The organism is Mycolicibacterium sphagni, from assembly GCF_002250655.1.
Lineage (GTDB): Bacteria > Actinomycetota > Actinomycetes > Mycobacteriales > Mycobacteriaceae > Mycobacterium > Mycobacterium sphagni.
Window position 1 is genome coordinate 1 of sequence record NZ_NOZR01000021.1, and the last position, 18,943, is coordinate 18,943.

General features: G+C 66.8%; 22 protein-coding genes. 10 read left to right on the forward strand and 12 right to left on the reverse strand.

The annotated features are described in order from the left end of the window. Nucleotides 1–141: 141 nt before the first annotated feature. Entirely contained in the window at nt 142–765 is a 624-nt protein-coding gene (locus CG716_RS21475; protein WP_234817942.1) for a class I SAM-dependent DNA methyltransferase, read from the reverse strand. Beyond that, complete coding sequence (yaaA, locus tag CG716_RS21480; RefSeq protein WP_094483145.1) at nt 762–1,508, reverse strand: peroxide stress protein YaaA; 747 nt, start codon at nt 1,506–1,508, stop codon at nt 762–764. The genes CG716_RS21475 and yaaA overlap by 4 nt, the downstream gene beginning before the upstream one ends. Before the next feature lie 60 nt (nt 1,509–1,568). Here yaaA and CG716_RS21485 point away from each other — a divergent pair, with 60 nt between their 5' ends. Together CG716_RS21485 and CG716_RS21490 are read left to right on the forward strand one after the other, a co-directional pair. Further along, entirely contained in the window at nt 1,569–2,876 is a 1,308-nt protein-coding gene (locus CG716_RS21485; RefSeq protein WP_272938282.1) for a diguanylate cyclase domain-containing protein, read from the forward strand. 29 nt (nt 2,877–2,905) lie between these two features. Continuing rightward, nucleotides 2,906–3,544, forward strand: coding sequence for a nitroreductase family protein (locus CG716_RS21490; protein WP_094483244.1), 639 nt, complete (start codon nt 2,906–2,908; stop codon nt 3,542–3,544). Here the strand turns inward: CG716_RS21490 and CG716_RS21495 are convergent. The 3 genes from CG716_RS21495 to CG716_RS21505 are packed head-to-tail and all read right to left on the reverse strand — an operon-like array spanning nt 3,535 to nt 5,946. Beyond that, nucleotides 3,535–4,725, reverse strand: coding sequence for an alkaline phosphatase family protein (locus tag CG716_RS21495; RefSeq protein ID WP_094483147.1), 1,191 nt, complete (start codon nt 4,723–4,725; stop codon nt 3,535–3,537). The two genes, CG716_RS21490 and CG716_RS21495, sit on opposite strands and share 10 nt — an antisense overlap. A gap of 55 nt (nt 4,726–4,780) precedes the next feature. After that, nucleotides 4,781–5,551, reverse strand: coding sequence for a molybdate ABC transporter substrate-binding protein (gene modA / locus CG716_RS21500; protein WP_094483148.1), 771 nt, complete (start codon nt 5,549–5,551; stop codon nt 4,781–4,783). After that, the gene (locus tag CG716_RS21505) at nt 5,548–5,946 is read right to left on the reverse strand and encodes a TOBE domain-containing protein (protein WP_207760739.1); all 399 of its coding nucleotides are present in this window, start codon (nt 5,944–5,946) and stop codon (nt 5,548–5,550) included. The genes modA and CG716_RS21505 overlap by 4 nt, the downstream gene beginning before the upstream one ends. Nucleotides 5,947–6,046: 100 nt before the next feature. On the opposite strand from CG716_RS21505, the gene CG716_RS21510 reads away from it, so the two are divergent. The 3 genes from CG716_RS21510 (at nt 6,047) to CG716_RS21520 (ending at nt 8,209) form a co-directional block, all read left to right on the forward strand. Continuing rightward, nucleotides 6,047–6,835 (forward strand): CDP-diacylglycerol diphosphatase, encoded by a 789-nt coding sequence (locus tag CG716_RS21510; RefSeq protein ID WP_234817943.1) that lies wholly within the window; start codon nt 6,047–6,049, stop codon nt 6,833–6,835. A gap of 98 nt (nt 6,836–6,933) precedes the next feature. Beyond that, entirely contained in the window at nt 6,934–7,086 is a 153-nt protein-coding gene (locus CG716_RS30285; protein ID WP_165774232.1) for a hypothetical protein, read from the forward strand. Nucleotides 7,087–7,090: 4 nt separating this feature from the next. After that, nucleotides 7,091–8,209: a YeiH family protein gene (locus CG716_RS21520; RefSeq protein ID WP_094483150.1), complete on the forward strand. Its 1,119-nt coding sequence runs from the start codon at nt 7,091–7,093 to the stop codon at nt 8,207–8,209. Between the two features lie 54 nt (nt 8,210–8,263). Here CG716_RS21520 and CG716_RS21525 read toward each other — a convergent pair whose 3' ends face one another. The 3 genes from CG716_RS21525 to CG716_RS21535 form a co-directional block, all read right to left on the reverse strand. Continuing rightward, complete coding sequence (locus CG716_RS21525; RefSeq protein WP_234817944.1) at nt 8,264–8,848, reverse strand: Rv1352/Rv1906c domain-containing protein; 585 nt, start codon at nt 8,846–8,848, stop codon at nt 8,264–8,266. A 50-nt stretch (nt 8,849–8,898) separates the two neighbouring features. Continuing rightward, nucleotides 8,899–9,330 (reverse strand): STAS domain-containing protein, encoded by a 432-nt coding sequence (locus CG716_RS21530; RefSeq protein ID WP_094483151.1) that lies wholly within the window; start codon nt 9,328–9,330, stop codon nt 8,899–8,901. Between the two features lie 172 nt (nt 9,331–9,502). Beyond that, nucleotides 9,503–10,465 (reverse strand): LLM class flavin-dependent oxidoreductase, encoded by a 963-nt coding sequence (locus CG716_RS21535; protein WP_094483152.1) that lies wholly within the window; start codon nt 10,463–10,465, stop codon nt 9,503–9,505. Nucleotides 10,466–10,576: 111 nt separating this feature from the next. Here CG716_RS21535 and CG716_RS21540 point away from each other — a divergent pair, with 111 nt between their 5' ends. Continuing rightward, the gene (locus CG716_RS21540) at nt 10,577–11,152 is read left to right on the forward strand and encodes a restriction endonuclease (RefSeq protein WP_234817945.1); all 576 of its coding nucleotides are present in this window, start codon (nt 10,577–10,579) and stop codon (nt 11,150–11,152) included. A 61-nt stretch (nt 11,153–11,213) separates the two neighbouring features. Then, the gene (mug, locus tag CG716_RS21545) at nt 11,214–11,744 is read left to right on the forward strand and encodes a G/U mismatch-specific DNA glycosylase (RefSeq protein ID WP_094483153.1); all 531 of its coding nucleotides are present in this window, start codon (nt 11,214–11,216) and stop codon (nt 11,742–11,744) included. A 99-nt stretch (nt 11,745–11,843) separates the two neighbouring features. Here the strand turns inward: mug and CG716_RS21550 are convergent, their stop codons facing one another. The 3 genes from CG716_RS21550 to CG716_RS21560 are packed head-to-tail and all read right to left on the reverse strand — an operon-like array spanning nt 11,844 to nt 14,813. After that, nucleotides 11,844–13,088: a sulfotransferase family protein gene (locus CG716_RS21550; protein ID WP_094483154.1), complete on the reverse strand. Its 1,245-nt coding sequence runs from the start codon at nt 13,086–13,088 to the stop codon at nt 11,844–11,846. After that, nucleotides 13,085–14,185, reverse strand: coding sequence for a DUF1214 domain-containing protein (locus CG716_RS21555; RefSeq protein WP_094483155.1), 1,101 nt, complete (start codon nt 14,183–14,185; stop codon nt 13,085–13,087). The genes CG716_RS21550 and CG716_RS21555 overlap by 4 nt, the downstream gene beginning before the upstream one ends. Nucleotide 14,186: 1 nt before the next feature. Further along, nucleotides 14,187–14,813 (reverse strand): TetR/AcrR family transcriptional regulator, encoded by a 627-nt coding sequence (locus tag CG716_RS21560; RefSeq protein WP_234817946.1) that lies wholly within the window; start codon nt 14,811–14,813, stop codon nt 14,187–14,189. A gap of 112 nt (nt 14,814–14,925) precedes the next feature. Here CG716_RS21560 and CG716_RS21565 point away from each other — a divergent pair, with 112 nt between their 5' ends. From CG716_RS21565 to CG716_RS21575, 3 genes are all read left to right on the forward strand, one after another. Then, nucleotides 14,926–15,414: a protein disulfide oxidoreductase gene (locus CG716_RS21565; RefSeq protein ID WP_094483156.1), complete on the forward strand. Its 489-nt coding sequence runs from the start codon at nt 14,926–14,928 to the stop codon at nt 15,412–15,414. A 4-nt stretch (nt 15,415–15,418) separates the two neighbouring features. Next, nucleotides 15,419–16,276 (forward strand): cytochrome c biogenesis CcdA family protein, encoded by an 858-nt coding sequence (locus tag CG716_RS21570; RefSeq protein WP_094483157.1) that lies wholly within the window; start codon nt 15,419–15,421, stop codon nt 16,274–16,276. A gap of 96 nt (nt 16,277–16,372) precedes the next feature. After that, nucleotides 16,373–16,675, forward strand: coding sequence for a hypothetical protein (locus CG716_RS21575; RefSeq protein ID WP_410431221.1), 303 nt, complete (start codon nt 16,373–16,375; stop codon nt 16,673–16,675). Nucleotides 16,676–16,741: 66 nt separating this feature from the next. On the opposite strand, the gene katG is transcribed toward CG716_RS21575, so the two are convergent. After that, nucleotides 16,742–18,931 carry a catalase/peroxidase HPI gene (gene katG / locus CG716_RS21580; protein ID WP_094483159.1) on the reverse strand — a complete coding sequence of 730 codons (2,190 nt, stop codon included), beginning with the start codon at nt 18,929–18,931 and terminating at the stop codon, nt 16,742–16,744. Nucleotides 18,932–18,943 lie beyond the last annotated feature (12 nt).

Below are 18,943 nucleotides of genomic sequence, written 5' to 3' on the forward strand. Positions count from 1 at the left end.
CCTCCTTGCCCGCCCCGATACCGCACGCTCGCCAGCAACGATCTCAATGTTGGCCTAGCGGTGCCGGATAACGAGCCTAGCGAACGCTTTCTGCACTGGCCACCCCCGGTTTTCTCAGATTTGTCACCGCCGACAGTTCCGTCAGGCTGGCGAACCGTGAAACCGATGTACCGAGACGGCGTAATCGCCGCCGTCGAACGGCTTGCGATCCCACGTAGCCCACCGCGCCACGGGTATCAGGCCGGCTTCGGCGGCCGCGTGGTCGTACCGCTGTAGAGAAAGCCGGTCCGGGCGCACCGAGAACCCGGCAACCAGCAGCCCACCCGGCCTCAACCGGGCCGCCAGTTGCGCGAGGACTGATCCCTCCGAACCCGGTTCCAGGAAGATCATCACGTTGCCGGCCAGCACGACGACGTCGACGGGGTCGAGTCGCGCTGCGCTCAGGTCGACGAGATCAGCCTCGATCCAGCTCAGCTGCGGTGCCTTCGCCCGCGCGGCCGCCAGCATCCCGGCGTCGGCGTCGACGCCGACCACTGATATCCCGCGGTTGGCCAGTTCGATAGCCACCCGGCCCGTGCCACATCCCGCGTCCAGCACCGAGCCGCCGCCGGATTCCCGCAGCAGGCCTTCGACGAGATCCGCCTCGCCGTGGATGTTGTGGCCGGCGTCGGCCAGCGACTTCCACCGGGCGTCGTAGTCCTCGCCGCGCGGTGCCGTCGACTTCTGCCAGCGGGTGCTCACGCCCACCATCCTGACACCGGTCATGCCGCAACGATGACGGTGAGCTCGTTGCCCGCTCGTTCCACGTGCATACCGGCCCGCCGAGCCACGGCGGCGACGGCGGCGGCATCACCGGGATCGGATCGGGTGGTCGCCAGCGCCCGGGCCAAGCGGCCCTTGTGCGCCTTGTTGAAATGCGTCACGACGGTCCGACGGCCGTCGGCGTGTTCGGCGAGGACGTCGACGCGTACCGGGTCGGCCAGCTTGCCCAGCCCCGCGTAGGACCCCGACCGCAGGTCTACCACCAGTTCGGCGGCGGCCAGCTCGGCAAGCACTGGCTCGAGTACGGGACGCCATCGGGCGGCCAGCGTCGGGCTGCCGGGGAGTTTGGACGACGCTGACAGCCGGTAGGCGGGGATCTGGTCGTCGGCCCGAAGAAGTCCGAACAGAGCCGAGCCGATGGCCAGCCGGGCGCGGGCGCGCGCGGCGGCAGCACCTCGAAGCGACTCGACATCCAGTGCGTCGTACAGAACCCCGGTGTAGCGGTCGATGGCCGGCATGGTCGGGGAGCTCAGCAGAGTGGCATTGCGTTCGATCTCGGCGTCCTGCGCCGGTGAGATACCCAACGCCCGGCGGCACGTAGTGGGATCGGACGCCAGCGCGACGAGTTCGCCGACCAACTCCCGCCGCAGCGGGCCCAGCGCCGGGCTGCCGAGCTCGCCCAACTGCAGCGGGGGTCCGTCGCCGCCACTGCGTTTGGTCTCCGACGGCGGGAGCAGAACAATCACGACGCAGATTCCAGCACGCGCTCAGCTCGGTCACCAAGCGGCATGTAAGTTGGGTGACCAGTGTTTGATCTGTCCAGGCACTCTAACAACCCGCCGCCGCAACCCTGGGGGGACGCATTGGCGCCCGCTGATCCATCAGACCCTGCCGAAGAACTCCGCCGCCTGCGTCTGCTCTTCGATAGCTTGCCGGCGATGATCGGATATTGGGACCGCCAGCTACGCAACGTTTTCGCCAACCACTCCTACTTCGACTATGTCGGGCTGACACCCGACCAGATGCACGGCAAGCCCATGGTCGAGATCACGGGTGCGACGGTGTTCGAGCAGATCCAGCCGTATGTGGACGCCGCCCTCGCGGGCGAGCCGCAGATCTTCCAGTCCGCCATGGTGGACACCCACCGGACGCAGCGGCACTTCCAGACGTCCTATATTCCCGATGTCATCGATGGCGAGGTCCGTGGCTTCATCGTCCAGGCCATTGACGTGACGGCGCGGGTCGAGGCCGAGGAGGCCCGTGACGAGGCCCTGCGGCTCTTTCAGCTCAGGATGGCCAATGCACCCTTCGGCGAGGCGGTCCTGACAACCACCGGTCACGCCCTGATGGTGAATCCCGCGCTGTGCCAGCTCGTCGGCTGCACCTCCGAAGATCTGGCCGGCTCGACCTACCGCGACTTCGTCCACCCCGACGAGTTGGCGGCCGCGATGGAGCAACACCGCCGGCTGGTCGCCGGTGAGGTCGCCCAGATCTCCGCGGAACACCGCTACCTTCGCCCCGACGGTACGACGATCTGGGTGCAGCGCAATGCCGTTCTGGCGCCAGGGCACGAGTACGGCGTCGAGGACGTGATCATCGCCCAGTTCCAGGACGTGACAGCCCGCCGGGTCGCAGAAGGCGAACTGGCCCTACTAGTGGGGACCGACCGGCTCACCGGCCTCTACAACCGGCACGCTCTGGTAGGCCGGATCGAGGAACACCAGTGCGGTCCTGTCGGCCTGATCTTCATCGACCTCGACGGCTTCAAACAGGTCAACGACATGCATGGGCACGCGGCCGGCGACATGGTACTGGTCGAGGTTGCGCGACGGTTGAAAGATGCTGTTTCCGAACCGAATTCGGTGTACCGGCTCGGCGGTGACGAGTTCGTCGTCCTAGTCCCCGGCGCGTCGCGGGACGCGGTGGTCGCCGACCTGGCCACGACCGTCTGCGCGGCGATGACCGGACGGTATCCCGGCGCCGCCGACGATTTCCATCTCACGGCTTCGGTCGGATGGACGCATGGACCGGCCGACGACGCCGAGGAACTGATCGGCAAGGCCGACGTCGACATGTATCGGCACAAGGCCCGGCTTCGCGAGTCTGCGTGGTGAGAGCCACCAGCAGCGATATCTGGGACGTGATGTCGACCGCAAGAACCATCAGGCGGTTCACCTCCGAACCGGTCGACAACGCGACCCTGGGTCGCTGTCTGCAGGCCGCGACGTGGGCCCCCTCGGGCGCGAACGCGCAGGGCTGGCGATTCGTCGTGCTGCGCTCGCCCGAGCAACGGGCGATCGTGGCCGAAGCGGCCGCGCGGGCGCTGGAAGTCATCGAGCCGGTGTACGGCATGAGCCGCCCCGCACCCGACGACACCAGCAGGCAGGCGCGCAACAACCGCGCCACCTATGAATTACACGACCGCGCAGGCGAATTCACCTCAGTGCTGTTCGCGCAGCAACACTATCCGACCGCCTCCGAGCTGCTTCTCGGCGGCTCGATCTTCCCGGCGATGGAGAATTTCCTGCTGGCCGCCCGCGCGCAGGGCCTCGGCGCGTGCCCAACCGGATGGGCTTCCTATGGCGGAGCCGACCTCCTGCGCCACGCCGTCGGCGTGCCCGACGGGTGGCTGATCGCCGGTCACGTCGTGGTCGGCTGGCCGAGGGGGAGACACGGACCGCTGCGGCGACGCCCACTGTCGGCGGCTGTCAACCTCGACCGCTGGGACGCGCCCGCCGACGGCCTGCTCAACGCGCTCACCGACGACACGGCTCAGCCGTAGGCCAGCAGCAGCGGCACCCGCTGCTCGGCGCTGGTCAGCGACCCATGCTGACCGAGCAACGCGGACTCCATCGGTTCGACCGTCCGTCGCACCAGCGCCGCCCGGCCTTTCGCGGCGGCCACCACGTCACCGATCCGCGACCGAACCCGGTCGTCGACGGCGCCACCGAACCAGCCGGCGGCGATCGCCTCGTCGCGGGAGACCACCCAAGCCTGATCGGCCAAGTTCTCGCGCCACGCCGCCAACACATCGTCGGCCGCACCCTCGCGCACGTAGACGTGCCGGGCGCGGACCTCGCCGCCGATGTCGACCACGCCCTCGAGCAGTGCTGCGGCAGCATCGAGGTCGACGGTGCCGACGGGGTCCACCGCCACCATGCCGTGATCGGCGACCACCGCGAGCAGACCACCCGGCGGCAGGCCCTCGACGATGGATTCCACCAGCCGGTCCACCTGTCGCAGTTCCATCCGCCAGGCCAACGAGCCCGGGCCGTACACGTGGCCGAGCAGGTCGAGATCACCGTGATAGCCGTAGCAGAATCCGCGGCCGGCCACCGCGACACGGACCTCTGAGGCGAGGTCGCCGAGGCCGTGCACGCCGATATAGCGCCCGCCGCGCAGCACCGCGCGGGTCAAGCCCGAGCCGATGAACTCGGCGCCGGACACCACGTTGACCGCGACGCCGGCCGATTCCGCCCGCTCGAAATTGGTTGCCAGCGGCTGAACTCGCTCGGGTACCGACACCTCTCGCAGGTCTTCACCCCATGGGTGCGGCCGCCAGCGCAACGCATTGATCAGGCCGACATCGGGCAGGCGAAACGTGTAGCCGACCATGCCGTGACCGCCCGAAGGCCGGCCGGTGCCCACCGCGGCCAGCCCGGCCGCGGTGGTGGACGGAAAACCCACGTGCAGTGTGCGTCCGGGCAGCCCCGCCAGTACTGGAGCATCCTCGGCATGAGCGTCGAGGAGCTCTGCGCCAAGACCGTCGATCAACAGAACACACGCCCCGGCTACCGGTTCGGCAAGATCCGCCAAATGACGATGCGGCGCAGCGAAGCGGGCCGCTGAGGAGTCGGCTAAATCAATGCGCGGCTCGAATCCGCCGACCCCCATCGCCGCCAGGACCGACGGCACCACGTCGGCCAGGTGCGGGGTGTCGACATCGGGGCGCGGCAGGTTCACGTGTCGAGCCTGCCACGAGTTTCAGTGTCGCCGGCCCAGCGGCTCCGGCCCCGCGTCAGGGTTTGCCGAATCCGGCTTGCGTCAGGATCTGCTGACCAGCCGGGCCGGTCACCGTATCAACGAATTTCTGCGCCAGAGAGGAATTCCCGGACCCCTTGAGAGTGGCGATCGGATACGTATTGACCGCGCCGGCCGCCTCGGGGAAGGACACCGCGGCGACCTTGTCACCGGCGCCCGCAGCGTCGGTCACATAGACCACGCCTGCGTCGGCCTGACCGCTGGTCACCTTGTTCAAGACGTCGGTGACCGAGGACTCCTCGCTGACCGGGGTGAGCTTGATCCCGGTCTTGGTTTCGACGGTCTGGGTGGCCGATCCGCACGGCACCTGCGGGGCGCACACCACCACATTCAGGCCCGGTTTGGTCAGATCCTGAAAGGCGTTGATGCTCTTGGGGTTTCCGGGCGCGACGGCGATGGTCAGCGTGTTGGACGCGAAGTTGACGGGGGAGCCCGCCAGCAGGCCCGCCTGGGCTGCCTTGTCCATGTTCTTGGTGTCGGCGGACGCGAAGACGTCGGCGTGGGCGCCCTGGGTCAGCTGAGTCACCAGGTCAGAGGAACCCGCGAACGAAAACTCCACGGAGGCACCGGGATTGTCCTTGCTGAATTGATCGCCGATCTTGGTGAAGGTCTGCTTCAGCGACGCAGCGGCGAACACCATGATCTTCTGCTGCCCCGCCGGTGCAGGGGACTGCGACGACGAGCTACATCCTGCGCTGGCTGCGATGAGCAGACCCGCGGCCAGTACCGGCACCAACCGTTTGATCATGATTCTCCTGACGTCTCGACGATGACCGTGGTGGCCTTGACGACGGCCACCGCAACGCTCCCCGGTTCGAGATGCAATTCACGCACCGCCTCGGTGCTCATGAGCGAGACGATGGTGAAGGGACCGCACCGCATTTCCACCTGCGACATCACGGTGTCGGTGACCACCCTGGTGACCAGCCCGGCGAACCGGTTGCGGGCTGAGCTGGCAATGGACAACGGATCTTTCGGGGCCGCGGCGGTGTGCTCACCGGAGTAGGCGGCGAGCGCGGCACCGTCGACGGTCTTGCGGCCGGACAGATCGCTGCCCGTGGGCAGTTCGCCGTCGTCGATCCATCGGCGGATCGTGTCGTCGCTGACGCCAAGCAACTCGGCGGCTTCCCGGATCCGCAGCATCGCCACGGCCGAATGGTAGCCGATGACGTCCGCATCTGCGGCCGAGTCCCCGCTTTGAATCCGCAGATGCGGTTTCGGGTGGTCCGGCTAATGTGTGGCCGTGCGACATCTGCGCGGCTGCGCGCCGCTGGCGGCGGCATTGGCCATCGGACTGTTCGGATCCGCGACCGCCGAGGCCGACCCGAACGCCTTGTGGACGATCGTCCATGACCAGTGCGTCGTCGACGAGCAGCAGCACCACGACCCGGCACCGTGCTCGCGCGTCGATCTCAGCCGCGGCGAAGACGCCGGCTTCGTGGTGTTAAAAGACATCGTGGGAGAGCGACAGTACCTGCTTCTCCCCACGGCCCGTCTCACCGGAATAGAAAGCCCCGAACTGCTGGAGCCGGGCGCGACGAACTACTTCGGCGAGGCCTGGCGGGCCCGGGCCTTCGTGGAGCAGCGAGCCGGGGGGACGATCGCGCGGGAGTGGATGAGCCTGGCGATCAATTCCGCGGTGTCCCGCAGCCAGAACCAGCTGCACATCCACATCGACTGTGTGCGTGCCGATGTGCACGACGCACTGCGTGAGGCGGCCGCCGCCATCGGCCCGGCGTGGCAACCTCTTCCGGTCCCGCTGGTCGGCCACACCTACTGGGCGATGGCCGTCGACGGCACCGATCTGGACGCCAACCCGTTCACCCTGCTGGCCGACGGCCTGCCTGGAGCGCGCGCCGACATGGGGTTGTACACGCTGGTGGTGGTCGGCACGACCGGTCCCGCCGGCCGGCCCGGTTTCGTGATCCTGGCCGACCGCGCCGACGTCGACAACGGCGCCGGCGGCGAGGAGCTGCAGGACCACGAAGCCTGCCCGCCGCCGGTACCGCCGACGCCGGGCACTGCCAAGTAGGCAGCACATCTGAAAATCATCGCGAGCGCATTGCTGGTCAGCCGGCCGCACGATCGCCAACATCTGCGACGTAGGCACAACGCTAGCGAGAGGTAACCGTGGCCGAATCCACTCAGCCCGGCGGAGGCTTTGACGACCGACAAGCCAGCCGGAATCGTTTCAACATCGGCGTCGACTGGTGGGCAACCATCGTGGCCGGCGTCTTCGTGGTCCTTGCCGTAGCCAACATCCTTCCCAAGATTCCGTGGTGACCAGATGACGACGACTGACCTCGCCCGGACCACCGAGGAAGAGCCGATCTTCACCAGCCGCAACCTGCTGGAATACGTCCCCGGTGTGCTGCTGCTGATCGCGATCGGCCTGCTGGGGAAGTACTCCGAGATCTGGTGGCTGGCGATCGCCAAGAAGGAACACTGGACGGTTCCCGATATTGAGTTCGTGTTGTGGGCCATCCTGATCGGTCTGCTGATCACCAACACCATCGGTGTGCACCGGATCTTCAAGCCGGGCGTGCAGACTTATGAGTTCTGGTTGAAGATCGGCATCGTCGCTCTCGGCGCCCGGTTCTTGCTGGGCGACATGATCAAGCTCGGCGGCATCTCGCTGGTCCAGATTCTCGTCGATATGGTCGTTGCCGGCGCCATCATCCTGTTCGCCGCGAAGCTGTTCGGACTGTCCGGCAAGCTGGGTTCACTACTGGCCATCGGCACCTCGATCTGCGGCGTCTCCGCGATCGTCGCGTCCAAGGGTGCCATCCGGGCCCGCAACTCCGACGTCGGCTACGCGATCGCGGCGATCCTGGCGTTGGGTGCAGTCGCCCTGTTCACGCTGCCTATCCTGGGTCACGCACTGGGGCTCACCGATCACGAGTTCGGCCTGTGGGCGGGCTTGGCCGTCGACAACACCGCCGAAACAACAGCGACCGGTTACCTGTACTCCGAACAGGCCGGCAAGCTTGCCGTGCTGGTGAAGTCGGTCCGCAACGCACTGATCGGATTCGTCGTGCTTGGCTTCGCGCTGTACTGGGCCTCGCGGGGCGAGGCTGATCAGATCGCGCCCGGGTTCGGGGCCAAGGCCAGGTTCGTCTGGGACAAGTTCCCCAAGTTCGTGCTGGGTTTCCTGGCGGTGTCGGCGATCGCCACGGCCGGCTGGCTGTCCAAGGGGCAGGTCGCCAACTTGGGCAACGTGTCGAAGTGGGCATTCCTGCTGACGTTCGCCGGGGTCGGGCTCAACACCAACTTCCGCGAGCTCGGCAAGGCCGGCTGGCGACCGCTGGTCGTGGCCGTCATCGGCCTGGTCGTGGTGGCGGCGGTGTCGCTGGGCCTGGTGCTGTTCACCTCACGGGTGCTGCACTGGGGAGTCGGCGCCACCTAGCGGGCCGCCGATGCTGCCGAGGAACGAGGCGGAGGAGGAGCGAGACAATCGAGCTCAGTACGGGGGCAGCTGACCGTTGCCGGATTGCCCGGACAACCCGTTGAGCTGGTCAAGGTAGTGCCGCAGTTGAAGCTGTGACATCAACGGGCCGGCCGCGGCAGGCACCGGGGCATCGGTCAGCGTCCACGGCTGGCAGCCGTCGGTCTTGAAGGTGGCGTCGCCGGGATCGATCTGGATGATCTGCGGTTTCTTGGTCAGCCCGTTGTCCAGGCTGGTCTGACCGTCGGGTCCGCCGGTCCGCTTCCAGTAGCAGGCATTGCCTTCGGTGGGTCCGGCTGTCGAGTAGTTGCCCGGCACGATGTCGACGCCGACCTTGTAGGTGCCGTCCTGGTCCATCGAGGTCTTGGGCCCGCCGGCCGGCGCCGCACCCGCGGGAGTCGAGGGCGCGGGGGATGTCGGCGACGATGTCGGCCCGGGGGCGGGTCCCGTCGGTGCGTCGGGTGCCGATGTCGATGCGGGTGTGGGCCCAGGGGTAGTGGACGGGGTAGTGGACGGGTCGCCGATGGCGATACCCGAGCTTGCCGCGCAGCCCGCCACGGCCAGCGCGGCGGCGGCGATCACATTCGTTAACTGGCCCACGTCAGCAAGGGTAACCCGGCACCGAAGCGGCGCCCAAATAGTTAAGTCGACTACGCAGTCTTGCTGAGCAGGGGCAGCAGCATGCGGCGACGGCTCAGGATCGCGTCGTCGAACTCGTGCTCAGCCTCGGCGACCGAGCCGACGACGGGGAACACCACGTCGCTGTCGCGACGAAGACGCCGATTGACCGCGTCGCTGGCGACCACGGCCCACTCTGCACCTACCGAGGAGCAGGCGTCGTCGATGTCGCACAGCAACCGGATGGACTGCGGGGTGAACGAGCTGACACCGGCGAGGTCGAGGACGAAGGGCTTGTCGGCCAGAACCAGTCTCTTCGCGCACTCGGCGATGTGGTCGACGTTGGCCGAATCGATGCGCCCGCTTACCGCGACGACGGTCGCGACGTGGCGGGAGTGTGCTCGGATATGGGCGCCCTTGTAGTCGGTGGCGGGGTTGCCGTATCGCGACGTGAAGCTCGTCATGGGCTGCCTCAATTCGGTCTTGGTGCGTGTGTGGCGGCCTGACGGCTGCCTCAACCTGACCTTTAAGCTATGCGGCAAATCTAAGGTGACCGGGAGCAGCGGCTAAAACTCTGTTAAGAACGCAGTTTTCGGCCCGATCCGCGGGATCGGGCAACGTCGACCGCCGGATCGGCTAACGCAGGGCGGGCAGCACCTCGTCCGTAAGCAGAGTTACCGACTTCCACGCCTCCTCCACCGGCATGCCTCCGACCAGCGGATGCATGACGATCGGGCCGTAGTTTGCCGACGCGCGCACCTCGTCGATCAGCTGGTCGGGCGTGAGGAATCGGTACCTCCCGGAGGCCCGTACTTCGTCCAGGTTCTGAACGCCGGGCAGATGCATCAATGAGCGCGATGGGTTGTCGGACCACGCACCATAGGTGACCGCTTCCCACAGAATGTGCCCGCCGAGCTCGGCCCAGGCTCGCTCCGGGTCTTCGTGCAGGTAGACCATCCCACGGTTGACTGCCGGCGGCATCAGTACGAATGGCCGCAGGCCGGCCTCCCGGCACAGCTCGGCGTAGTACTCCGCCAGGTCGGGACGATGGTCGGGCAGGCTCAGGGGCAGCCCAAAGCGAACCGCCCGGCGAACGGTGGCCCGCACGCCGCCGCCCACATAGAGCGGTGGATGCGGCTTGCTCCAGGTGCCCGACACCACCGTCGAGCCTGCGGTCCACGACGCCAGCATGGTTTCCAGTAGCTGGTCCATCAGTTCGCCGCGGCGGGCGAAGTCCACACCGAGGGTTCGGTACTCCACTTCCCGGTAGCCCAGGCCGACGGTGGTGTGCAGTCGGCCGCGGCTCATGGCGTCGATCAGCGCGATGTCCTCGGCCATCCGAACCGGGTTCCACAGCGGCCCGAGTGCGCAGTCGATGCTGGCGAAGATGTTGGCAGTGCGGGCCAGAAACATCCCCGCGATCATGACCGGATTGCAGCTCCAGCCGTGCCCGGTGGCGTGGTGCTCGTCGACGCTGATCGCGGCAATTCCGTGCCGGTCCCCGAACTGCGCCAACTCCAATGCCGCGGAGAGCAATTCGCCCTGAACACCGGGTGTACCCCCGGGGGAGGCGAAATTGAAGCGCAGAATCGCGAGCATCCGAGAACTGTATTGCCGCCGTTGCGCCAAACCTGATGCGAACGGGTCACGATTTGGCCGCTGTGCCTCGTCGGCCACCGTCGTGTCGGTCGCCGCCGCTACGGTGGCGCCGTGCGCGAGGACGCGGCCGCACTGAGGACGGCACTGCAGTGGCTGGGGTTGTGGGTTGTCACCGCAGTGCTATTGGTGGTCGTCGGCCTGCTGAACAAGGTGGTGTGGGCGCTGGCCGCGCTCAGTGCGGTCGCCATGGTGGTGTGCGCGTGGCGGGCGCTGCTGGCCTGGCTCGATCATCGCCGAAACACCAGGCGTGATGCGCTTTATCGCGCCACCGGACTGGCCGCCGTCGATGAGATGACGGGTGTGGAATTCGAACACTATGTCGCGGCCGTCTTGCGGGGTGCCGGTTACGCCATCGAAATGACAAGAGCAACAGGTGATTTCGGCGTCGATTTGATCGCAACCCGCGATGGCATCCGCACCGCAGTGCAGTGCAAGCGGCAGAGCCGAGTGGTCAACGGTTCGGCGGTCCAGCAGGTGGTGGCCGGTGCGGCCGTGCACGACTGCGCCAGGACCATGGTGGTGTCCAACCACCGCTACACCAAGGCCGCCGAACAACTGGCCGACGTGCACGGCTGCGTCCTGGTCGATCGCACGCGGTTGGCCCGACTGTCGCGGGTCGGACGCTGAGCTAGCTCGTTTTCGGGCACGACCTCCTTGTCCTTCTGACTCATGCTTCACTTCCTTCTTGATGCGTGATCGTGGTGATCGATATCAGCCAGACATCCTGGCCAGGGGTCTGGATGTCGTCTTCTGCGGCATCAACCCGGCGCTGACGGCGGCCGCCGACGGATACAACTTCTCCAGCCCCACCAACCGGTTCTGGTCGGCGATCCATCTCGCTGGGTTCACCGACCGGCAGTTGGCGCCTGCCGAGGAACGCACGCTGCTGACATACGGGTGCGGCATCACTGCGGTCGTGACGCGGCCGACATCGGAAGCCCGCGAAGTATCGGCGCTCGAGATTCGGCAAGCCCTGTCGTCGTTCGAGGCGAAGATGCGGACGTTCGGCCCTCGGGTGCTGGCCTTCCTGGGCAAGCCCGCGGTGTCGGTGGTACTCGGCACGGGTGCGGTGGGCTGGGGTCTGCAGGACCAGACGGTGGCCGGGGCCACGGCGTGGGTACTACCCAACCCCAGCGGGCGGAATCGGCGGTTCTCCACCGCGGCGCTGGTCACGGCGTATGCCGAACTGCATGCTTTCGTGGCACTTCCGCGACGCTAACCGGGCACGGCGCGCAAGCGCTGTCAGAAAATTGAGCACGGGTGCGCCGGTGCGCCGACGGATTCGGCGGCGCCGCCCAGCGTCCCGCGGCAGCTGGTGTCAGCCGATGAACCGGTCCCGGTAAGCGCTCAGCCGCTCGGCCACCTCCGCCGGGTCGAGTCCCACATCGGCGAGGTCGTAGATCACCTCGCCGTAGCGTCCACGGGGGTGGGCGGCGGTGAACGCGGCCATCGCAACCCGCACGTCGTCACCGTAGGGCTGATCGGCCAGGTCATAGATCGCCGACAGGGTGCCCTGCTCGTCGGCCATGAAATCGGTGAAGCGAACATCGATCGACTGACCGACCGGAAGCACGTCGCGGTCACGCAGACATCCGCTGAACAGGTCGTTGGCTCGGTCGAACCAGATTCGCGCGATCTTGGCGGGGTCGGGCTGCGCGCAGGCCATTCGGGACGCGTAGACGATCATGGTGAGCATCGAGCGCGTCACCTCGACCGGATCACGGTGCGTCACAACGAATGTCGCGTCAGGGAAGGTAGCGTACAGGGTGGGGAACTGCTCGAGGTGCTGCGGGGATTTCAGCACCCAGCGAGTTCCGCCACGCAGCCATTGCATGGCCTGCAATTGCCGCTTGAGGTGGGCATACGACGGCCCCTGGTCGTGTGCTTTGTAGTGCGCGGCGAATGTCGGTATGTGGTAGGTGGTTTCGAAGAGCATGCCCGAGATATCGTTGGCCAGCAGCTGGATTTCTTCGTGCGCATGGTCCACGGTCATGTCGTGCATACGCTTGAATTCGGGCATCGACGTATCGACCAAATCCAGGCCGGTCGAACATCGATCGCGGCGCGTGGACTCATCTTCGCCGGGGCCGGGGAAGGGCTCCAGGCTTTCCCAGTACGGCAGGTAGCGCAGGTTGGGGTCGGCGGCGATCAGGTTGTGCAGGTGGGTCGTACCGGTGCGGGGCAGGCCGCAGATGATGATCGGCCGCTTGATTTCGACGTCCTCGATCTCGGGATGCTCGGCGATGAGCGCCTCGAACCGAAGCCGGTTGACCAGGTTGCCGACCAGTTGTTCGAAGACCACCGCCACGCCCACGTCGGACAGCCCGGTCTCCTCGCGCAACGAGCCGGTCAGCACGTCGAGACGGTCGCGGAATCCGTCGTCCCCCCAGCCGTCGAGCCCGGTGCGCTCAGCTGCCGCAGCCAGCAACGCCTCTGAATTCAGTTGCAGGATAGACCCGTAGCCCGCGAGCGCCTCGCGCATCGGCTGCGCAGCCTCGGGGAACACCGGGTTGGCCAGGTCTGTGAGCCTGATGGGTTTGGGTCGCTGTACACCAAGGGTCATGCCAGGCCCCCAACTACTTGAGCCACGTCCACCACCCGGCAGACCGGCCGCTTCGGAGTCTCCTCGGGCAGGAACCAGCGCAGCCAGATCAGGCCCTTGGTGCGGCCCGCCGTCGACACCCAGTTGGGGTGGCCGGGATCGGTGTCGCTCACCACGATTCGCCACGACCCGTCGGGCTCGTAGGCGACATGCGCGCTGTTGATGGTCACCCGCTCGTAGGTGTAGTCGTAGGTGTGCAGGAACGGGTTCCACAGGCACAGGTTCCAGAACACGCACGGCGGCGAAGTGCCCTCGATGATCAACGCCTGGCCGGGCTGCAGTTCGTAGGCACCCATCGCATAGGCGGCGTCACCGGCGGCCCACCCGAAGGTCTGCTGGGGCACCGGGTAGGGCTCGGCGATCTCGTTGGGCGGCTCGACACGGGTCGGGATGAACGAGTACTGGTCGTTGAGCCAGGTCTTGGCCGAACGCAGACGGCGGATGAGGTCGGCACGGTCGCCAAGGTTTCGGGCCGGCGGGTCGACGGCCTCGATCTTCCACTGGACGCGCCGGTCGGTTTCGGGGTTCTCCAGATAGTCGCGGGTCAGTGCGACGACGGCATCCGGCTCGAGTTTGAGCCAGGCGCCCGGCTGCGGGTCCGGGCTGATGGTGAATTCGAAGTTGCCGTCGTCGTCGAAGTCCAGGGAGCGGTCGTTCATCGTGGCGACGATGCGGTTGCTGTAGTGGCCGTCGTCCGGACCGCCGTACACGGTGATCGACAGATAAACCGAATCGCCCCGGTTCCCGGTCACCCGGTAGGTTCGAGCGGGGTCGATCGGCGCCAGTTGGTAGAAGGCGTCGGAGTTGTCGCCGCCCCATCGCTGATAGGGACCGATGACGTCGACAAACCGCGGGTTGTCCTTGTCGCCCCAGACGTAGGTGTCGACCGCCACCCGCAGCAGGCTGAACGTCAGCCGGTATCCGTCGAGGATGTCGGCCTCCTCGAGTGGGGGCTCGGCCGTGAGGAACTTGCGCTCTAGCGCACCAAGCTCGTCGAGCAGTTCGTGAAAGGCCGTCGACAATTCGTCTTGGGCCGCCGTCTTTTCGTCGTGGGACATGTCATTCCTTTTCTCGTGCCTGCGCGCCCTGCATGACCAGGGAGCAGAGTGTGTCGACCAGACGGTCGGTGTCATCGCGACCGTCGACGAGTGCGCCGTAGAAGGTCGTCCCGACCAACACGTTGAACAGCGTGTCGGTGTCGATGTCGGGCCGCACCACGCCCTGCTCGGCACCGTCGCGGATCAGCGCGCCCAGCTCGGCGCGGATCCTGTCGTCGAGCAACTGCTGTGTGCGGATGTGCAATTCGGAGTCACGGCGGCGTTCGGCGAGGATGCCCATCGTTGCGGCCTCGACCACCGGCTCGCGCCAGAAGGCCACCGCGCCGCGGACGAACTCCCGCAGGTCTGTCTCAAAGTCTCCTGACCGTGGCAATCCGGTTGTGCCACTGTCGGTTCCGAACGCCGCTTCGAAGACCACATGAGCCTTGGATGGCCAGCGCCGGTAAATGGTGGGGCGGCTGACGCCGGCGGCGCGTGCGATCGATTCCATCGACACCTGGTCGTATCCGACGTCGGTGAGCAACCGACGGGTGGCCGCCATGATGTCGGAGTCGGTGCGCGGGTTCCTGGGCCGGCCGCGGACCGGCTCCGGGCGTACCGCCGTCAGGCGGCGATCCGGTGCTGTCACCCGAATTATGTTCCGTTACGTCACGTAAACTGTCAACGCCCGATTGAACCAGGAGGCCTCGGGTAACCGTGATACCTAGAGCGGTCCGCTCTGACGGCCAGGAGGTCATGCCATGAAACGCTGGATCCGAACATTGGCCGTGGTGATGGCCACGCTCACCGTTGGAGTTGCCGCGTCACCGGCGGCCCTCGCCGACGATCAGTTGGCGTTCACCGGCACCACGCTGAGTGGTGCCCCCTTCAACGGCGCCAGCCTGCAGGGCAAACCGGCGGTGCTGTGGTTTTGGACCCCATGGTGCCCGTTCTGCAATCAGGAGGCCCCGAACGTCAGTCAGGTCGCGGCGGCGAATCCGAAAGTCACCTTCGTCGGCGTGGCCGCACGCTCCGATGTCGGCCAGATGCAGGGCTTCGTGTCGCGGTACAACCTGAATTTCACCAACCTCAACGATGCCGACGGATCCATTTGGGCGCGGTTCAACGTGCCGTGGCAGCCCGCGTATGTGTTCCTCCGTCCCGACGGGACGTCGACGTTCGTCAACAACCCGACCTCGGCGATGTCGGAGCAGGAGCTCAGCGACCGGGTGCGCGCGTTGGTGTCCTGAGCCGGTGGATGCAAACCTGACCGGACTGGCGCTAGCCGCGGGGATGGTCGCAGCCTTCAACCCGTGCGGCTTCGCCATGCTGCCGGCCTACCTGACGCTTGTCGTCCGCGGCGAGGGTGCAGATCCGGGCCGCACCGCGGCGGTAGGACGCGCGCTGGCGGCGACCGCAGCCATGGCCTTGGGCTTCCTCGCGGTGTTCGGTTTGTTCGGGCTGTTGACGGTGCCGGTCGCCGGCGTCGTGCAGCGCTATCTGCCGTACGCAACCGTCGTCATCGGTATCAGCCTTGTCGCACTGGGCATGTGGCTGATTGCCGGTCGTGAACTGAATTGGAATCCGGCGGGCCTCGGTGGGCGGTGGGCTCCGACGGCGCGACTGGGCTCGATGTTCGGCTACGGGGTGGGCTATGCCATGGCGTCGTTGTCGTGCACCATCGGGCCGTTCCTGGCGGTCACCGGCAGTACGCTGCGCACCGGCTCGTTGGCCGCCGGCGTTCTGGTCTATGCGGCCTATGCCGCAGGCCTGGCGTTGGTGGTGGGCGTGCTCGCCGTCGGCATCGCCTTGACCAGCACCGCGCTCGTCGACCGGATGCGCTCGCTGTTGCCCTACGTCAACCGGATCAGCGGCGCGGTGCTGATCGCGGTCGGGCTCTATGTCGGCTACTACGGCCTCTACGAGATCCGGTTGTTCAGTGCTGGCGGAAATCCCGCCGATCCGGTCATCGCGGCGGCCGGCCGACTGCAGGGCGCGGTCGCCGGATGGGTGTACCGCAGCAGTGCCTGGCCGTGGGTCGTGGTGCTGGCGGTGCTGATTGCGGCTGCCGCGGTGGTCAGGCTGCGACGCACCCGCCGCGACCGGCCCTAGTTTCGGGGCTGCCGCATAGCAAGCGTCGGTATAGTCCGCTGCACGTCCGAGGCAGGATCCGATGCAGGGGAGTGAAAGCCGATGAAACGACATCCGGTGCGAACCTGGGGGATCGCCGGGGCGGTAGTGCTGGCCCTGAGCGGCGCGCCCGCGGCCTTTGTGACCATCCAGCCCAGCGGACAGGCCCACGCCGATGTGTGCGCCAGCGCCGGCCGGCGAGTCACGGTCAGTGGCTGCGCCGACCTCTCCGACGTGATGGCACCCTATGTGCCGCCGCCGGCGTACTACGCTCCGCTGCCCGAGGACTATCCACCGCCCCCACCACCGCCACCGCCGCCGCCAGTGAGCGGCTGCATCGGCTACAACGGCCGCTGGGTCAGCGCGGGCGGCTGCCGCTAGCCCGCAAGCAGAGCAAAAAGGAAACCCCGCGGGCAATGCCCGCGGGGTTTCGCTTACTGCCGAAGATCAGACGTCGAACCGGTCGGCGTCCATCACCTTGGCCCAGGCAGCGACGAAGTCCTTGACGAACCGCTCCTTGTTGTCGTCCTGGGCGTAGACCTCAACCAACGCACGCAGCACCGAGTTCGATCCGAACACCAAGTCGGCGGCGGTCGCCGTCCACTTGGCCGCACCGGTCACCCGGTCGGTGCCCTCGTAGACGTTCTCAGAGGTCTCCGACGGCTTCCACACCGTGCTCATGTCGAGCAGATTGTTGAAGAAGTCGGTCGAGAGCACGCCCACCTTGTCGGTGAATACGCCGTGCTTGCTGCCACCGTGGTTGGCACCCAGCACCCGCAGGCCACCGATGAGCACTGTCAGCTCCGGAGCGGTGACAGCGTTGAGGTAGGCCTTCTCGATCAGAAGCTGCTCCAACGGAGCCTTCTCGCCGGCCCGCGCGTAGTTGCGGAATCCGTCGGCGCGCGGCTCGAGAACCGCGAACGACTCCACATCGGTGTCCTCCTGCGAGGCATCACCGCGGCCCGGGGTGAACGGCACGGTGACGTCGACACCGCCGTCCTTGGCCGCCTTCTCGATCGCGGCGTTGCCCGCGAGCACGATGACGTCGGCCAGCGAGACCTGCTTGCCACCCGCGGCGTTGAAGTCGGACTGGATCTTCTCCAGCACCGGCAGCACCTTGGCCAGTTCGGACGGCTCGTTGGCCTCCCAATTCTTCTGCGGCTCAAGGCGAACCCGCGCACCGTTGGCGCCACCGCGCTTATCTGTGGCGCGGTAGCTGGACGCCGACGCCCACGCTGTCTTCACCAACTGCGGCACCGACAGACCCGAATCCAGCACCGCGCTCTTGATCTTTGCGGCATCGGCGTCGTCGATCACTTGGCCCGCGGGCACCGGGTCCTGCCACAGCTGCGGCTCAGCGACCCACGGCCCCAGGTAGCGGCTGATCGGACCGAGGTCACGGTGCAGCAGCTTGTACCACGCCTTGGCGAACGCCTCGTTGAGCTCCTCGGGGTGATCCAGCCAGCGGCGGGTGATCGCCCCGAATTCCGGATCCACCCGCATCGAGACGTCGGTGACCAGCATCGTCGGTTTGCGGTTCGGGCCGCCGAACGGATCAGGGATGATCGCCTCGGCGTCCTTGGCCTGGAACTGCCATGCGTCGGCCGGGCTCTTGACCAGCTCCCACTCATAGCCGTAGAGGATCTCCAGGAAGGAGTTGCTCCACTTGGTCGGCGTTGGTGTCCACACCACCTCGAGACCGCTCGTGACGGTGTTCCCGGTCTTGCCGCCCGCGAACGGGCACTGCCAGCCGAGGCCTTGCGCCTCGATCGCGGCACCCTCGGGCTCCGGGCCCACCAGGTCAGCGACGTCACCGGCGCCGTGGGTCTTGCCCAGGGTGTGGCCGCCGACGATCAGGGCAGCGGTCTCCTCGACGTTCATCGCCATCCGGCCGAACGTTTCCTTGATATCGATGGCCGCCAACAGCGGATCCGGATTGGCTTCGGGCCCTTCGGGATTGACGTAGATCAGGCCCATTGTGGTGGCGCCGTACGGCTCGGCCAACTCGCGCTCACCGGAGTAGCGCTTGTTGGTGCCCATCCATTCGTCTTCTTCGCCGAACAGGACCTCTTCGGGCTCCCACACATCGGGGCGGCCGAAGGCGAAGCCGAAGGTCTTGAATCCGGCCGACTCCAGAGCGACGTTTCCGGCCAATACCAGCAGGTCGGCCCAGGAGAGCTTGTTGCCGTATTTCTTCTTGACGGGCCACAGCAGGCGACGCGCCTTGTCCAGGTTGGCGTTGTCCGGCCAGCTGTTGAGTGGAGCAAAGCGCTGCAGGCCCTGCCCGGCGCCGCCGCGGCCGTCGAAGATGCGGTACGTGCCGGCGGCATGCCAGCTCAGCCGGATGAACAGGCCGGCGTAGCTGCCGTAGTCGGCGGGCCACCAGTCCTGCGAGGTCGTGATTACCGACAGGACGTCGGCCTTGACCGCCTCGGGATCGAGCTTGGCGAACTCCTTGGCGTAGTCGAAATCGTCGCCGAGCGGGTTGGAGTACGGCGAGTGCGGATGCAACTTGGAGACGTCGACCTGATCCGGCCACCAGTCCTGGTTGGTCCGCGGCCCGTGGCTCTTCGGCTGCGGCGCGTCAATGACCGGATTTTCACTCTCGGACACTTTTTCCCTTTCCATTCCATACATCAATCGGGTGAT

What these genes read in the sequence shown, in the direction of transcription:
- mug (WP_094483153.1), top strand. Translation starts at nt 11,214, where the DNA reads ATGCGTGATCGTGGTGATCGATATCAGCCAGACATCCTGGCCAGGGGT.
- modA (WP_094483148.1), bottom strand. Translation starts at nt 5,551, where the DNA reads ATGATCAAACGGTTGGTGCCGGTACTGGCCGCGGGTCTGCTCATCGCA.
- CG716_RS21530 (WP_094483151.1), bottom strand. Translation starts at nt 9,330, where the DNA reads ATGACGAGCTTCACGTCGCGATACGGCAACCCCGCCACCGACTACAAG.
- CG716_RS21535 (WP_094483152.1), bottom strand. Translation starts at nt 10,465, where the DNA reads ATGCTCGCGATTCTGCGCTTCAATTTCGCCTCCCCCGGGGGTACACCC.
- katG (WP_094483159.1), bottom strand. Translation starts at nt 18,931, where the DNA reads ATGTATGGAATGGAAAGGGAAAAAGTGTCCGAGAGTGAAAATCCGGTC.
- CG716_RS21505 (WP_207760739.1), bottom strand. Translation starts at nt 5,946, where the DNA reads ATGCTGCGGATCCGGGAAGCCGCCGAGTTGCTTGGCGTCAGCGACGAC.
- CG716_RS21520 (WP_094483150.1), top strand. Translation starts at nt 7,091, where the DNA reads ATGACGACGACTGACCTCGCCCGGACCACCGAGGAAGAGCCGATCTTC.
- CG716_RS21565 (WP_094483156.1), top strand. Translation starts at nt 14,926, where the DNA reads ATGAAACGCTGGATCCGAACATTGGCCGTGGTGATGGCCACGCTCACC.
- CG716_RS21555 (WP_094483155.1), bottom strand. Translation starts at nt 14,185, where the DNA reads ATGTCCCACGACGAAAAGACGGCGGCCCAAGACGAATTGTCGACGGCC.
- CG716_RS21490 (WP_094483244.1), top strand. Translation starts at nt 2,906, where the DNA reads ATGTCGACCGCAAGAACCATCAGGCGGTTCACCTCCGAACCGGTCGAC.
- CG716_RS21475 (WP_234817942.1), bottom strand. Translation starts at nt 765, where the DNA reads ATGACCGGTGTCAGGATGGTGGGCGTGAGCACCCGCTGGCAGAAGTCG.
- CG716_RS21550 (WP_094483154.1), bottom strand. Translation starts at nt 13,088, where the DNA reads ATGACCCTTGGTGTACAGCGACCCAAACCCATCAGGCTCACAGACCTG.